This is a genomic window from Pseudoglutamicibacter cumminsii (assembly GCF_003143995.1).
In the GTDB taxonomy this organism is placed as follows: Bacteria; Actinomycetota; Actinomycetes; order Actinomycetales; family Micrococcaceae; genus Pseudoglutamicibacter; species Pseudoglutamicibacter cumminsii_B.
On the sequence record NZ_QFWG01000001.1, the window covers coordinates 338,189 to 352,859 of the forward strand.

The 14,671-nt window shown below is 59.7% G+C and carries 11 protein-coding genes; 1 reads left to right on the forward strand and 10 read right to left on the reverse strand.

What is annotated here, in order from left to right; translation table 11 throughout:
- Nucleotides 1–29: 29 nt before the first annotated feature.
- The 5 genes from proB to CAY35_RS01555 form a co-directional block, all read right to left on the reverse strand.
- Nucleotides 30–1,214: a glutamate 5-kinase gene (gene proB / locus CAY35_RS01535; protein WP_109303020.1), complete on the reverse strand. Its 1,185-nt coding sequence runs from the start codon at nt 1,212–1,214 to the stop codon at nt 30–32.
- Complete coding sequence (obgE, locus tag CAY35_RS01540) at nt 1,215–2,771, reverse strand: GTPase ObgE (RefSeq protein ID WP_109303021.1); 1,557 nt, start codon at nt 2,769–2,771, stop codon at nt 1,215–1,217.
- Between the two features lie 278 nt (nt 2,772–3,049).
- Nucleotides 3,050–3,301, reverse strand: coding sequence for a 50S ribosomal protein L27 (gene rpmA / locus CAY35_RS01545; protein WP_035755092.1), 252 nt, complete (start codon nt 3,299–3,301; stop codon nt 3,050–3,052).
- A gap of 41 nt (nt 3,302–3,342) precedes the next feature.
- The gene (gene rplU / locus CAY35_RS01550) at nt 3,343–3,651 is read right to left on the reverse strand and encodes a 50S ribosomal protein L21 (protein ID WP_035755090.1); all 309 of its coding nucleotides are present in this window, start codon (nt 3,649–3,651) and stop codon (nt 3,343–3,345) included.
- Between the two features lie 284 nt (nt 3,652–3,935).
- Nucleotides 3,936–6,560, reverse strand: coding sequence for an Rne/Rng family ribonuclease (locus CAY35_RS01555; RefSeq protein WP_109303022.1), 2,625 nt, complete (start codon nt 6,558–6,560; stop codon nt 3,936–3,938).
- Between the two features lie 548 nt (nt 6,561–7,108).
- Between CAY35_RS01555 and CAY35_RS01560 the strand changes: the two genes are divergently transcribed.
- Nucleotides 7,109–7,768 carry a vitamin K epoxide reductase family protein gene (locus CAY35_RS01560; protein WP_109303023.1) on the forward strand — a complete coding sequence of 220 codons (660 nt, stop codon included), beginning with the start codon at nt 7,109–7,111 and terminating at the stop codon, nt 7,766–7,768.
- A gap of 115 nt (nt 7,769–7,883) precedes the next feature.
- Here the strand turns inward: CAY35_RS01560 and ndk are convergent, their stop codons facing one another.
- The 5 genes from ndk to CAY35_RS01585 all read right to left on the reverse strand — a co-directional run bounded on the left by ndk (nt 7,884) and on the right by CAY35_RS01585 (nt 14,616).
- Nucleotides 7,884–8,300 (reverse strand): nucleoside-diphosphate kinase, encoded by a 417-nt coding sequence (gene ndk, locus CAY35_RS01565; protein ID WP_109303024.1) that lies wholly within the window; start codon nt 8,298–8,300, stop codon nt 7,884–7,886.
- A gap of 67 nt (nt 8,301–8,367) precedes the next feature.
- Nucleotides 8,368–8,805: a DUF4233 domain-containing protein gene (locus CAY35_RS01570; RefSeq protein ID WP_258265576.1), complete on the reverse strand. Its 438-nt coding sequence runs from the start codon at nt 8,803–8,805 to the stop codon at nt 8,368–8,370.
- Complete coding sequence (locus tag CAY35_RS01575) at nt 8,806–10,170, reverse strand: bifunctional folylpolyglutamate synthase/dihydrofolate synthase (RefSeq protein ID WP_375231732.1); 1,365 nt, start codon at nt 10,168–10,170, stop codon at nt 8,806–8,808.
- A 31-nt stretch (nt 10,171–10,201) separates the two neighbouring features.
- Entirely contained in the window at nt 10,202–13,516 is a 3,315-nt protein-coding gene (gene ileS, locus CAY35_RS01580; protein ID WP_109303025.1) for an isoleucine--tRNA ligase, read from the reverse strand.
- Between the two features lie 293 nt (nt 13,517–13,809).
- On the reverse strand, nt 13,810–14,616 hold the full coding sequence (locus CAY35_RS01585) for an SDR family oxidoreductase (RefSeq protein ID WP_109303026.1): 807 nt from the start codon (nt 14,614–14,616) through the stop codon (nt 13,810–13,812).
- Between the last annotated feature and the right edge of the window lie 55 nt (nt 14,617–14,671).

Consider the following 14,671-nt stretch of genomic DNA (forward strand, 5'->3'; position numbering starts at 1 on the left):
GTTGTCTGAGCCGAGGTTTGGTCTGATGATCAGCTATTGATTGCGTCTGGGTTGGCTTTCGCGAATGCAGAACCGAAAACCGCGAGTTCGTCTGCGTGGACGACAGGTCGTTCGAAACGCTCGCCCAGGTCTTCGCGTAGCTGGTCGCTGGTTAGGCCGAGCATATCCGGGATTTCATCCGATGCGAACGACGAGAAGCCACGCGCGATGACGACACCGTTGCTGTTGGTGATGTCGACAGGTTCGCCTTCGATGAACTCGCCCCGGACATCGATGATTCCGGCTGCCAAAAGTGAGTTAGTTCCGCTTGCGATCGCTTTGACCGCGCCGTCGTCCAGCACGAGGCGACCGCGGCCCTCTGCAAGGTGCTCGAGCCACAGGCGTTTAAGGGAACGACGTCCACGCTGGGCAGCAAAGAACGTGCCGACGTCCTCCCCAGCAAGAGCTTTAGAGGCGTTCGCGGCCGAAGTCACCAGAGTTGGGATGCCGGACTGTGCGGCGATCGTGGCTGCCGCAACCTTCGTCTGCATACCGCCGGTACCCACACCTGCGCTTCCAGCGGAACCCAGCTCAACATCGGCAAGGTCACTTGGGTGCGTCACCGTATCGATCGGTTCACCGCCGCGTTCAGGGTGTGCCGTGTAAACCGCGTCAACGTCGGAAAGCAGAACAAGTGCATCCGCTTTGACCAAGTTGGCAACCAGTGCGGCTAGCCGGTCGTTGTCGCCGAAGCGGATTTCACTCGTAGCGACCGCATCGTTTTCGTTAACAATCGGCACGATTCCCAGTGACAACAGCCGCGACAAAGAGCGGAACGCATTCGCGTAGTGCCCACGTCGAATCAGGTCATCGGCAGTGAGCAGGACCTGCGCTGCGGTTTCGCCGTATCGGCCGAATTCCTTGGAGTACTGGGCCGCCAACACCACTTGGCCGACAGCTGCTGCGGCCTGCTGCGTCGCTAGGTCCTTGGGCCGAGCCGTCAGTCCCATCGGCGCGAGCCCCGCGGCAATAGCACCCGATGAAACCAGAACCACCTGGTTTCCGCGTCGGATCACTTCACCCAGAGCATCAACCAAATCAACTACGGCCTGCGTGTTGAGCCCACCCTTGATATCGGACAAGGAAGAAGACCCAATCTTCACCACAATCCGGTTAGCGTGTGGGATGTCTGCGCGCTGTTGAACCTTGGATAGTTCGGTGTGCTCTGAAGCCACTTAGTGATCCCTTTCTACACTCGCGGAAAAATCTTCGTTGTCTGTCCAGAGGCCGGATTTACGCTCGGCGTCCATGATTTCGCGGGTGGCTGCGCGACGATCCTTGCGTGCCTGATACGCGGCGCGACGCTGGGCGGTCGTCCTGCGTTCGTTCGTGTCAAGTCGCGGATCCTCACCTCGGTTTCCGAGCAACTCCGCGCCTGTAGTCATGGTTGGTTCCCAGTCGAAGAGCACTCCGCCTTCACCGCCGATGACGACAGCGTCACCGGGCTCGGCGCTCTCTTCGAACAACGCCTTCTCGATTCCGAGTTTCTCGAGGCGATCCGCGAGGTAACCAATCGCCTCATCGTTGCGGAAGTCTGTTTGTTCAACCCAACGTTCAGGTTTCTCGCCGCGAATTCGATACAGCGGCTCACCGGAGCGTTCCTCACGTTTGATTGTGAACTCTTCGACGTTCACTGCACGAGGGCGCACAACCTTGGGAACCTCAACCACGTCAGCATCATGCACGACCTGCGCACGAGCCTGCTCAACAAGGTCAGCCATCGCAAACGAAAGCTCACGCAGGCCTTTACGGCTCACGGCCGATACGTCAAAGACTTTATAACCGCGGGCTTCGAGCTCTGGGCGCATCATGTCAGCCATGTCCTGGCCATCAGGAACATCGACCTTGTTCAATGCGATGATCGCAGGGCGGTCGATCAACGGGACCGGTGCAGACTCGGTTCCCTCAAAGTCTGCGTCTGCCTTGTAGCGTTCAAGCTCGGCCAGAATAATGTCGAGATCGGAAATCGGGTCTCGATCAGTCTCAAGGGACGCGCAGTCGAGAACGTGAACAAGTGCCGCGCATCGCTCGACATGCCGCAGGAACTCAAGGCCGAGTCCACGCCCTTCAGCCGCGCCTTCGATGAGGCCTGGGACGTCAGCGATCGTATAGCGCACGTCGCCGGCCTCAACCACACCAAGGTTCGGAACCAAGGTGGTGAACGGATAATCAGCGATCTTTGGCTTTGCGGCAGAAAGTGCGCCAATCAGGGATGACTTACCCGCGGACGGAAAACCCACCAAAGCGATGTCAGCAACCGTCTTAAGTTCCAGAACGTGGCGCGTTTCCTCAGCCTGCGTACCAAGTAGCGCAAACCCTGGAGCCTTACGCTTGGTTGACGCCAGAGCAGCGTTACCGAGGCCTCCCTGGCCGCCTTTAGACAGGATGAACTCTTGCCCAGGGCGCATCAAATCAGCAAGGATCTCCCCTGCCTCGTTCTTGACAACAGTACCTTCGGGAACCGGCAACACAAGGTGTTCGCCATGCTTGCCGTGACGCAGGCTACCCTTGCCAGGCTCGCCGTTCTCGGCTTTCTGATGCGGAGCATGGTGGAAAGACAATAGAGTGTTGATCTGAGGATCCACGCGGACGACCACGTCGCCGCCATGTCCACCGTTACCACCGTCTGGGCCACCCAGAGGTTTGAACTTTTCGCGGTGCACGGAGACACAGCCGTGGCCCCCGTTTCCACCGCGCGCGAGAACAGTCACGCGATCAACAAACGTTGCCATTTCGACCTCCCCTTGCCCACCACGATGGGCCCTTATGTATGTTCACCGGTTCAAACGGTGCAGCCGCACGGATACGTTGGAGAACCGCGCGGTCGTTGTCTCTATGCTTCCACATCCAGCATCCTCAAGGCTTCCGAATGTGAACAACCTTCACGGTCAGCTAAATCCTTGTGGATAGAGCCGCCGCGGCTTGTCGACTAATACATCGACTTAATAGAAAGCGGGGAAGACCATTAGGTCTCCCCCGCTTCCGGTGAAAGATATTGATGCTGCGAGGATTACTCGCCAACAATGCTGACGGTCTTACGACCGCGACGCGTACCGAACTCAACCGAACCTGCAGCAAGTGCAAACAGCGTGTCGTCCTTACCGCGGCCAACGTTGGCGCCTGCGTGGTAGCGGGTGCCACGCTGACGAACCAGGATCTCGCCTGCCTTGACGGTCTGGCCGCCAAAGCGCTTGATGCCCAGGTACTGCGGGTTGGAGTCGCGACCGTTACGAGTCGAGCCAACGCCCTTCTTTGATGCCATTTCTGCCTACCTTAGAGCTTGAGGGTTACTGTTTCCGGGTATCAGGCAATCGAGGTAATCTCGACGCGCGACAATGCAGCGCGGAAACCCTGACGCTTCTTGTAGCCGGTCTTGTTCTTGTACTTCTGGATGACAATCTTCTTGCCGCGGAGGTTCTCCAGGACCTTAGCCTGAACCTTAACCTTGGCAAGCTTGTCGGCATCCGACGTCACGTTGTCGCCGTCGACCAGCAGCACCGCGGGGAGCTCGATCGTGTCACCGATCTCATCGCGGACGCGGTCGAGGGTCACGATGTCGCCAACAGCGACCTTCTCCTGGCGCCCACCAGCGCGAACAATCGCGTAGACCACTTGGTACTCACTTCTCTCGACTTTGGACAATGCAAAGTGGATCCCTGCTGCGTTGCAGCTCATCCACATGAACGTTCGAAACGTGCAATACCCGACCAGAACAATCCTTGAATCTCTAATGGAGTTCATCCTGAGGTCAATACAAAGAACTGACCCGGGCACACGCACCGACATTCCATCTTACGTTCAGACGGCGTTACAAGCAAATAGGAGGTGACCCGCGTGGCGCGTCGCGCACTGTTCACTTGATAGCCGCCTTGAACTTAGGGCTCGAAAGCCGCTATTTAGCCACGCTTAATCTGATCTGCTGAGACTCCAACACCGAGCATCGTGACTTCCGTCTCTTTTTGCTTCGGCGTGTCGCTAGCGGTTTGAGTCGAGCTCACACGGCTACCCGAGCTCACTCGAGTCTCTACAGTAGCGGCGGTCTTGGACCCCTGCGCAGATCCTGCTGCACGGCGTCGACGACGGCCTGTTGCTTCAGGCTTATCGGCAGATTTCTCGACGGACGCCGACTGCGGCGTGGACTCATCCTGCTTCGAAGGTTTGCTTGCTTCCGACTTCGCAGGTTGCGACTTCTTAGGTTTGCTAGCTTCCGACTTCGCAAGCTCCGACGATTCAGATGACGGCGACTTCTCATTGCTGCCCTCATTCTGTTGGCGTCCGCGTCCTCCACGGCCGCGACGCCCGCGCCGGCGGCGACGGCTGCGGCCTTCAGCGCCGCCATCTTCGGAGGCATTTTCGGAGCCCTTGACATCAGCGTCGCCAGCATCCGCATCGTGCTGTTCAGGCACTTCCTGACTTTCATCATCACCGTGCTGCGACGCGGCGGCGATCTTCGTCAGGGCCTCACGAGTTGCTGCTGCCCGCTTTTCACGTTCGCGATCCTGTTCCGTCGGCTCCGCATTGGATCCGCTATCTGACGTTTCCTTCGCTTCATCACGCTGGTCACGTTGAGCTTCGCGTTCAGCCTGACGCGCCTTACGGCGTTCGGAGCGAGTTGGACGGTCGTTTGGACGGTGCACATGCTGCTGGCGGCCACCGCCACCGACGAGCGGCTCGTCGTGAACCACGATGCCGCGCCCGGAGCACGCCTCGCATGCGGTTGAGAAAACCTCAACGAGGCCGGTTCCCACACGTTTACGGGTCATCTGAACCAGGCCGAGGCTCGTAACCTCGGACACCTGATGCTTGGTCCGGTCGCGCGCGAGGCACTCAACGAGGCGGCGCAACACGAGGTCGCGGTTGGCTTCAAGCACCATGTCGATGAAGTCGATCACGATGATGCCGCCGATGTCGCGCAGACGCAGTTGACGCACGACCTCTTCAGCCGCTTCCAGGTTGTTCTTCGTGACGGTTTCTTCGAGGTTGCCGCCAGTGCCGGTGAACTTACCGGTGTTGACGTCGATGACCGTCATGGCTTCGGTGCGGTCGATCACCAAAGAGCCGCCGGATGGCAGGTTGACTTTGCGATCCAGTGCCTTAGCGAGGGTCTCATTGATGCGCTTGGCGTCGAATACGTCTTCCTCGCCTTCCCACTTGGAGAGGCGATCCAGCAGATCCGGGGCCACGTAGGTCACGTACGCTTCGATCGTGTCCCACACGTGTTCGCCCTGAACAACGAGTTCGGAGAAGTCTTCGTTGAAGACGTCGCGGACCGTCTTGATCGTGAGGTCCGGTTCCGCATACAGAAGTTCAGGGGCGCGCGTCTTGGTGGACTTGGATGCCTTTTCGATCGCTTCCCACTGAACACGCAGGCGGTTGATGTCGTTCATGAGCTCTTGCTCAGAAGCGCCTTCTGCCGCGGTGCGGACGATCACGCCGGCCTCATCGGGAGTGTGTTCGCGCAGGATGCGCTTGAGGCGGGTGCGTTCCACCTCCGGTAGCTTGCGCGAGATGCCGGTCATCGATCCGCCTGGGACGTAGACGAGGTAACGACCCGGCAAGGAAATCTGGCTCGTCAGACGTGCGCCCTTGTGACCCACCGGATCCTTCGTAACCTGCACGAGGACCGAGTCGCCGGACTTGAGAGCGTTTTCGATCCGCTTAGCCTGGCCATCGAGCTGCGCGGCGTCCCAGTTGACTTCGCCCGCATACAGGACAGCGTTGCGTCCGCGGCCGATGTCAACGAACGCTGCCTCCATGGAAGGCAACACGTTCTGGACACGGCCAAGATATACGTTGCCGATCAGCGAGTCTTGCGTTGTGTGCGATACGAAGTGCTCAACGAGGATGTCGTCTTCGAGCACGCCGATCTGGATACGCTCGCTGTCCTCACGCACGACCATCTTGCGGTCCATCGATTCACGGCGTGCGAGGAACTCTGCTTCAGAAATACCGTGCCGGCGGCGCCCCATGTCTCGGGATTCGCGTCGGCGCTGGCGCTTCGCCTCGAGCCGGGTCGAACCGCGGACAGCGGTCACCTTATCCGGTGCTTTGTCTACCGTTGACCGTGGCGCACGCACACGCGTGACCGTTCCTGGTGGATCGTCGTGGCTACCGCCTTCGATCTCCATGTCTTCAGTGCCGCGGCGACGCCGACGACGACGGCGTGATGTCGTGGTCTGTTCGTCGCCTTGGTCGTGTGCAGCGTTGTCGTTGTCGCTGTCGTCTTGGTTCGTGCTCTCCGCGTCATCCGAGCGGCGGGTCTCACGTGAGCGGCGGGACTCGCCTCCCCTGCGGCGGCGTGAACGCCCACCCTGCTCCGATTCCTCGGAGTCCGATTCTTGTTTCACGAGGTCATCGGTCCGCAGCAGGTCACCCAGCGGCAGATCCGGAATCGCAAACGGGTCGAACACGACATGGTTTGCTTGTTCAGGATGGTTTGCTTGTTCAGGCGTGGTTGCCTTTTCAGCTGACGCTGTATGTTCGGCAGACTCGTGCTGGTCTGCGTCCTTTTTCTTCGCCATACGTGGCTACTCCCAGCGGGTATCTGCCACAGTCAGATGCCCGTACTCGTCATCAGATCTCAGCCCGCACTGCGTGCGTCACGGCTTGATCCGGAAGTCGTTGACCGGTTCGGCCTCTCACACCGAAGCACTCACCGTTGAGCCGCCTTCCACGTCCGCTGGACGTCAACAACGCATGTTCTCGTCCTCTTCAACCATCATTCGCGATGGCGCCAGCCGCGCAATCCTGCGGCCGTTCGAGTGTCCTAGCACCCCGTTTACACATGAGATGCTCATGCGATATTCATGTGGATTTCCTGGCGGCGGGTCTATGGCGCGCGTGCAGCAGCAAGCACATAGTCGCGTGCGAAACATCCGTTGACGACCAATAGTCGTTGCGCGGTGTCTCCACCTTGGAAACCCACCAAAACACGTATTATCGGAAGGAAACACATTGTCGATGAGTAGAGCGCCCCGGTCTGTGGTGTCCGGAGACTCTCTGCACTGATTGTCTCACATCACGGTAGATTGTTCTCTCTACTACTACTGCTTATAAGGATTACCGTCCCATGAACTCGCTAGCTACAACAGGACAACAAGGATCGGATGAGGCTTTCACTGCAGATGATCCCGGGCGTGTCCAGGACCTTCCATGGTGGGCTCGCACGCGCGGATTCGGATGGGTTCTTCTTGTTTGCGGTGTGGGATCGTTCTACGGTGCCGTCGAGCTAACGCTTGAACGGATCCAGCTCTACATCAACCCTGATCACATCGCTGCGTGCGATGTCGGTGGCGCGTTTTCGTGTAGCACTGTCATGAAGTCGGCGCAGGCTTCTGTCTTCGGGCCTCCGAATCCTTTCATTGGCCTGGTTGGTTTCACGATTCTGATCGTGGTCGGTGTCGTGTTGACCACCGGAACGCGCCTTCCACGCTGGTTCATGAACATGAACTTGCTCGGCACTGCCGCCGCGACCGGTTTCCTGGTGTGGCTCTACACGCAAGCGGTGTACGAGATCGGTTCGCTGTGCCTCTACTGCATGGTGTGCTGGTTCTTCATGGGGTTGCTGCTCCCAGTTCACCTGGCCCGGAACATCCTCACGAACGACCTTCCGGCTCCGCGCTGGCTTCGCGGATGGGCCCAGCACGGTGCGTGGCTGACGTCCTTCATCCTTCTGGTCGCGTGCGCAGCTTCGATCTTGGTGGTTTTCTCTAACCAGTTCTTCGGCTAGCCCACGCGCAGGCCGCAATACATAGCGGCCTCAACACATGACGATGGCGTGGTCACCTTGGTAGGTGACCACGCCATCGCTGTTTATTAGGCGCTGTGTATTGTGTTCCCGTGCTTTAGCCGAACCACAGGCCGAGCTCACGCTCAGCGGAAAGAGTCGAGTCGGAGCCGTGCACGAGATTCTTCTGGACGTTCCCACCCCAGTCGCGGCCAAGATCGCCGCGGATCGTGCCAGGGGCGGCGACCGTTGGGTCGGTTGCTCCGGCCAGCGAACGGAAGCCTTCGATGACTCGGTTGCCTTCAACCTTCAACGCGAGCACCGGACCCGAAGACATGAACTCGAGCAGAGGCTCATAGAACGGCTTGCCCTCGTGCTCCTCGTAATGGGTTTCGAGCAGTTCACGGGAAGGGGTTTCAAGCTTGACCTTGGTGATGACGTAGCCCTTGGCTTCGATGCGAGCCATGATCTGGCCCATCAAGCCGCGTTCAACACCATCTGGCTTAACCAATACAAGAGTGGATTCCATAAATATGAGTCCTTAGAACGTTGAGAAACTTCTGATATTCAGCGTATACGAGGCCAGGGTAAGCACCTAAGCGTCAGCCGTTCTGGGCTTCCCATTCGGCTTGTTCCTGAGCGCGGAGAACGTTCTCACGATCCATCTGCTTGCCCTTGATGATTCCGTAAGCCCAGATGCACGCGAAGATCGAGCCGACGACGAACATCATCGGCTCGAGGATTCCCAGCGCAATCATGACAACCTGTAGACCCCAGCCCAATGCGACGCCCCATGGCTGCCGCAGGAAAGCACAGGTCAAAACCATCACAACGCCGATGACGACGCACGTCAGCAAGTACGGCAAACCGCCGCCATCGAGCAACCCGTGCTTGCCGAACAGCGCGAGGCCAGCGAAGACCACGACGAGTGCTTCAAGCGTGAGAGTCGAGGAACCAAACATCATCGCGATCGAACGCTGTTGTTTCTTCTGACCTGGGCGCCACGCGAGCTGCTTTTTCGTGTAGCGTTTCTGAGCCACTCAGACCTCCTTCTTCGGGTTCAACAAGGCGCGAGCCTGGCCAATCAGAGTGATCGACCCTGTGACCAAGACACCGCCGCCCATGTCCTCGGCCTCATCGGCCTTCGCGGCAGCCCAGTCCAAGGCGTCAGGAACCGACTCTGTGATGAAGAGATCCTCCTCATCAAACCCGGCGTCCACGGCCATAGCAGCCAGGTCTCCGGCAGGGATCGAGCGCGGCGAATCAGACTGCGTGATAGCGACGTCGTGGACCAAGTCCCCGAGCTCTTCACGCCACCGAATCAGCATGCCCAGGGCATCCTTCTCCTGAAGAACGCCCAAAACCAGCACCAGGCGCGAAAAACCGAACGCTTCCTTGAGCGCTTTAGCCGTGACACTCACACCCGCAGGGTTGTGAGCGGCATCCAGGATGAATGTCGGCGAGGTGCGGACCGTCTCAAGGCGACCAGGACTCTCGGCAGCTTCGAAGCCAGCGCGCACAACATCGATGTTGAGCGGCTTGTCTCCCCCGCCCAGGAACGCTTCGACCGCGGCCAGAGCAACGGATGCGTTCTGCGCCTGATGTTCGCCGTGCAGTGATACAGCGACATCAGGGTAACGGTCAGCCAGACCCTGAATCGTGAGCATCTGACCGCCGACAGCAAGCTGACGCTCGGTAGTGCCGAATTCAACGCCTTCAAAGCGCCACTGGGCGCCCTTCTCCTTTGCCGCATCGAGCAGAACCTGCGCGGCTTCTGGCTGCTGGACCGAAGACACCACGATCGCGTCCTGCTTGATGATCCCGGCCTTCTCAGAGGCGATGTCCTCGAGGGTATCGCCAAGAAGATCGGTGTGGTCCAGATCGATCGGAGTGATGACAGCAACCTGTCCGTCAGCCACGTTCGTCGCATCCCAGGCCCCGCCCAGTCCGACTTCAAGAACCACGACCTCAACGGGTTCATCAGCGAAGACCGCGAACGCGAGGATCGTGACGGCCTCGAAGAACGTGATCGGGTTCTCGCCCTGCTCACGCAGCTCGGTGTCCACGATCTCAAGGTAAGGCTGGATTTCATCCCAGATCCGCACCAGCGTCGTGTCAGCAACGGGCTTGCCGTCGATCACGATCCGCTCGGTCACGCTCACCAAGTGGGGGCTCGTGAAGCGGCCCGTGCGGATGTCGTGAGCCAACAGAAGCGACTCGATCATACGAGCAGTCGAGGTCTTACCGTTGGTTCCAGTGATGTGGATGACCGGGGCCGCCTTCTGCGGATCACCCAAGACATCCATAGCCCGCTGCATTGCGTTCATGCGCGGCTCAACCTTGTTCTCAGGCGCACGCGCAAGCAATTGCGCGTACACCCGCGCCACGCCCTCCGGATCTTTCAGAGGTGCTGCGTTGTTCTTAGACACTGAACGATCAGCCTTCCTGCCCCGAAGCATCAGCCGCACCTGCCGCTTCGACCGTGGCACTCGGCGCATCGACATTCGCGGCCTCAGTGGTGAGCTCAACGGCAAGGGTTTCCCCCGCGACAAGCTCGCGGTGCGCCTCAACCGCATCGACGACCGACTGCTCAGCGCGGACCACGACTTTGGCACGCTGGCCCACGCTCAAACCAGAATCACGGCGCGCGGCCTGGATCACGCGGATCACGTCACGAGCCACGCCCTCTGCTTCAAGCTCAGGGGTCACCTCGGTATCCAGGACCACGAAGCCGCCCGTCGGCAGAACCGCTGCCGCGCGAGCGCCAGCCGAACCCTCATCCACGACGGTGGTCAGCGTGTACTCGCCCTCTTCCAGAGCAAGACCACCAGCGGTCACGGTGCCGTCCTCAGCAAGAGACCAGTCTCCGGTCTTCGACGCCTTGATCGCCTGCTGAACCTGCTCACCCAAACGCGGGCCAGCAACGCGAGCGTTCACGACCAACGTGCGCGTGATTCCGTACGAAGCCTCATCGACCTCGGCAGCATCAGCCAAGCGAACCTCCTTGAGGTTCAGCTCATCCGCGATGATGTCAGCAAACGTACCCTTCAACGCATCCGCGCCATCGACCACAACATCCATCGCTGCCAGAGGCAAGCGGACGCGCAACTGATGCGCCTTACGCAAGCTCGAGCCCTGGGACGTGATCGAACGAGTCAAGTTCATGAGCTCAACCAGTTGCGGATCCTGCGGGAACTTGTCCGCATCCGGGTAATCCGTGAGGTGCACCGAGCGGCCACCCGTCAGGCCACGCCACATCTCCTCGGTCGCCAACGGCAACAGCGGAGCAGCAACACGGCACACCGTCTCCAAGACTGTGTACAGAACGTCCATCGCCTCGGTGTCTTCATCGAAGAAACGATGGCGAGAACGGCGCACGTACCAGTTGGTCAGCAAGTCAGTGAAACGACGCAGAGCCTCGGTTGCCCCAGCGACCTCGTAGTGGTCCATCGATTCACGCACATCGCGCACCAAGTCGCCAGTAGCGGCCAGCAAGAAACGATCCAACGGATCCTTCGCATCGTAGCGTTCCTGAGCGTCATAGCCTTTGCCGCCGAACGAGGAGTTTGCGTACAGAGTGAAGAAGTACCACGTGCTCCACAACGGCAGAAGAACCTGGCGAACGCCCTCGCGGATGCCCTCCTCCGTGACGATCAAGTTACCGCCACGCAAGATAGGCGAAGACATCAGGAACCAGCGCATCGCGTCGGAACCGTCGCGGTCCAGGACCTCGTTGACGTCCGGATAGTTCCGCAGCGACTTCGACATCTTCTGGCCATCCGAACCCAGCACGATGCCGTGCGAGATCACGTTGGTGAACGCCGGGCGGCCGAACAGCGCGGTCGCGAGGATGTGCATCGTGTAGAACCAGCCGCGGGTCTGGCCGATGTATTCGACGATGAAGTCAGCAGGGTTGTGGGTGTCGAACCACTCTTCGTTGCTGAACGGGTAGTGCACCTGCGCGTACGGCATCGAGCCCGAATCGAACCACACGTCCAAAACGTCCTCGACGCGGCGCATCACGCCGTTGCAACCGTCGCCGCAGCATTCGGAGCCGCACTCGACCGTGAGCTCGTCGATGAACGGACGGTGCATGTCGACCTCGCCCTCGTGGTTGCGAGGCAAGCGACCGAAGCGTTCCTCGATCTCAGCGAGCGAACCGAAAACCTCGATGTGGTCGCATTCGCCGCAGTCACACTTCCACACCGGGATCGGCGAACCCCAGAAACGGTTACGGGAGATCGACCAGTCACGAGCGTTCTCAAGCCACTTACCGAACTGTCCATCCTTGACGTTGGACGGGATCCAGTTGATCTGCTGGTTGAGATCCAGCATGTCCTGCTTGAAATCAGTGACCTTGACGTACCACGACGTGATCGCTCGGTAGATCAGCGGGGTGCGGCAACGCCAGCAGTGTGGATACGAGTGGTTATAGGTTGCCTGACGCATGAGCCGGCCACGCGACTTGAGGTTCGCGATGATCGCCGGGTTCGCATCGAAAACCTGAACGCCAGCGATCGCATCCAGATCAGTGCCCTTGAAGAACGGCAAGAAACGGCCGCCCTCATCCACCGACAAGATCACAGGGATCCCGTTGGCTTCACACACCCGCTGGTCATCCTCACCATAGGCAGGAGCCTGGTGAACCACACCGGTACCGTCGGTGGTCGTGACATAGTCATCGACCAAGATCCGGTAGGCGTTCGAGGTATCGAACTTCTCGTTATCAGCCAAAACCGACCACAGCGGCTCATAGTGCAAGCCATCCAACTGCTCACCCGCGTAGGTGGCGACCACCGCATCGTGCGCTGCAGCCGCATCCGCATAGCCGAGGTCCTTGGCGTGAGCCGGGATCAGATCCTTGGCCAGCAAGTAGCGAGCGCCAGCCTCGACCGTGTTGGTCTTCGGCTGCTCAGGGCCAGCAGGGAGCACCGCGTACTCGATCTCCGGGCCCACGACGAGCGAAAGGTTCGTTGGCAGAGTCCACGGGGTCGTCGTCCACGCGAGCACAGCGACGCCCGTGAGCTCATCCGCGAGCGGGTTGTCGCCGGCCGCGGTGATCGGGAACGTGACCGTGACCGTTGGGTCCTGGCGGTCCTTGTAAACGTCCTCATCCATACGAAGCTCATGGTTTGACAACGGCGTCTCATCGCGCCAGCAGTACGGGAGGACGCGGAAGCCCTCGTATGTGAGGCCCTTATCGTGCAGCGTCTTGAACGCCCACAAAACCGACTCCATGAACGACGGATTGAGGGTCTTGTAGTCGTTCTCGAAGTCGACCCAACGCGCCTGGCGGGTCACATACGTCTGCCACTCTTCGGTGTACTTGAGCACCGACTCACGGCAGGCTGCGTTGAACTTGTCGATCCCCATCTCCAGGATCTCGTTCTTATCGGTCATGCCGAGCTGCTTCATCGCCTCAAGCTCAGCCGGCAGACCGTGCGTATCCCACCCGAAGCGGCGCTCGACGCGGCGGCCACGTTGCGTCTGATAGCGGGCCACGAGGTCCTTGACGTAGCCAGTCAGAAGGTGGCCGTAATGCGGCAGGCCGTTAGCGAACGGAGGGCCGTCATAGAAAACAAACTCGTTCTCGCCGCCCTCGCGCTGATCAATCGAGGCCTGGAACGTGCCGTCCTTTTCCCAGAACTCGAGGATGCGCTCCTCGATCGAAGGGAAATGCGGCGACGACGGGGTCTCACCCGACGGGTCAGTCGTTACGCGAGGATAGTGGGTTTCACCGGGATTGCTCATTGGCGCCCTTCCAGTTCTTAGACCCGGGTTCGCCAGGTCATGATCGTAGGAAAGGGGACGAACCGGCCGATGCGACGCATCAGTGGCCCGCGGTACCACCCCGATTGCTGGCGCTAAGAAACGTCAGCCACTCGTGTTCAGCTGTAACGGGCTGTCCCGTCCGGTTCTACTCACCCGCCGATGCTGTGGCTGGTTTTCTTCCGGAAGGCTCGCCGGTGATTGCCGGGTCAGTGCCTTAATTATCTGTCAATGATTTTAGCTGAAATGGCCGCGAAAGCCATCACAGCCGCGAGCTACTTCTGGCCGAGTGTGCCGCGAATCACTTTATGTTGCGCGGCCTGCGCTACAGGCCGAATCACTACCTCATCGATATTCACGTGATGCGGAGCGTTCACCGCAAAAGCAACGACCGAGGCGACATCCTCGGCAGTCAACGGTTTCTCGACGCCCTCGTACACCGCATCGGCCCGCTCCTGGTCACCGCCGAAGCGGCGCAGTGAGAACTCTTCGGTGGCAACCATGCCCGGCAATACCTCAATCACACGCACGTTGTTCTCCGCCTCTTCAAGGCGCAGAACCTGGGTCAATGCTCGCTCCGCGGACTTCGCCGCGTTATAGCCAGCCCCGCCCTCATACGAGACCATGCCCGCGGTCGAGGTGAGGTTCAGAACCGTACCGCCACCATCCACAGCACGTAGATGCGGAAGCAACGCCTTCGTGACCTTGAGCGTACCGATCACGTTGTTGTTGTACATCCACTGCCAATTCTCAAGATCAGCCTCTGCCACCGACTCCTGACCGCGCGCACCGCCGGCGATGTTGATCAGGGTGTCCGCGCCCGCATCGACCGCTGCGGCCACGATGCGTTCAACATCGGCATCCACTGAGATATCAGCGGCGACCACAGAGCAACCGGTCTCAGCAGCCAGCTCTTCCAACCTCTCGGCCCGACGCGCAACAGCAACAACATTCCAGCCGGCCTCACGCAACGCAACCACCGTCGCGCGACCAATTCCAGCGGAAGCGCCAGTAACAACGGCGGACCGAGCGGCCGCCGCGTTAGAACCAGCAACGTTAGAAGCAGTAATCTCAGAAGCCATAGCCCCAACTTTACGTCGTGACGTAAACCCCAGCCCACCTCACGGCGTAACAACG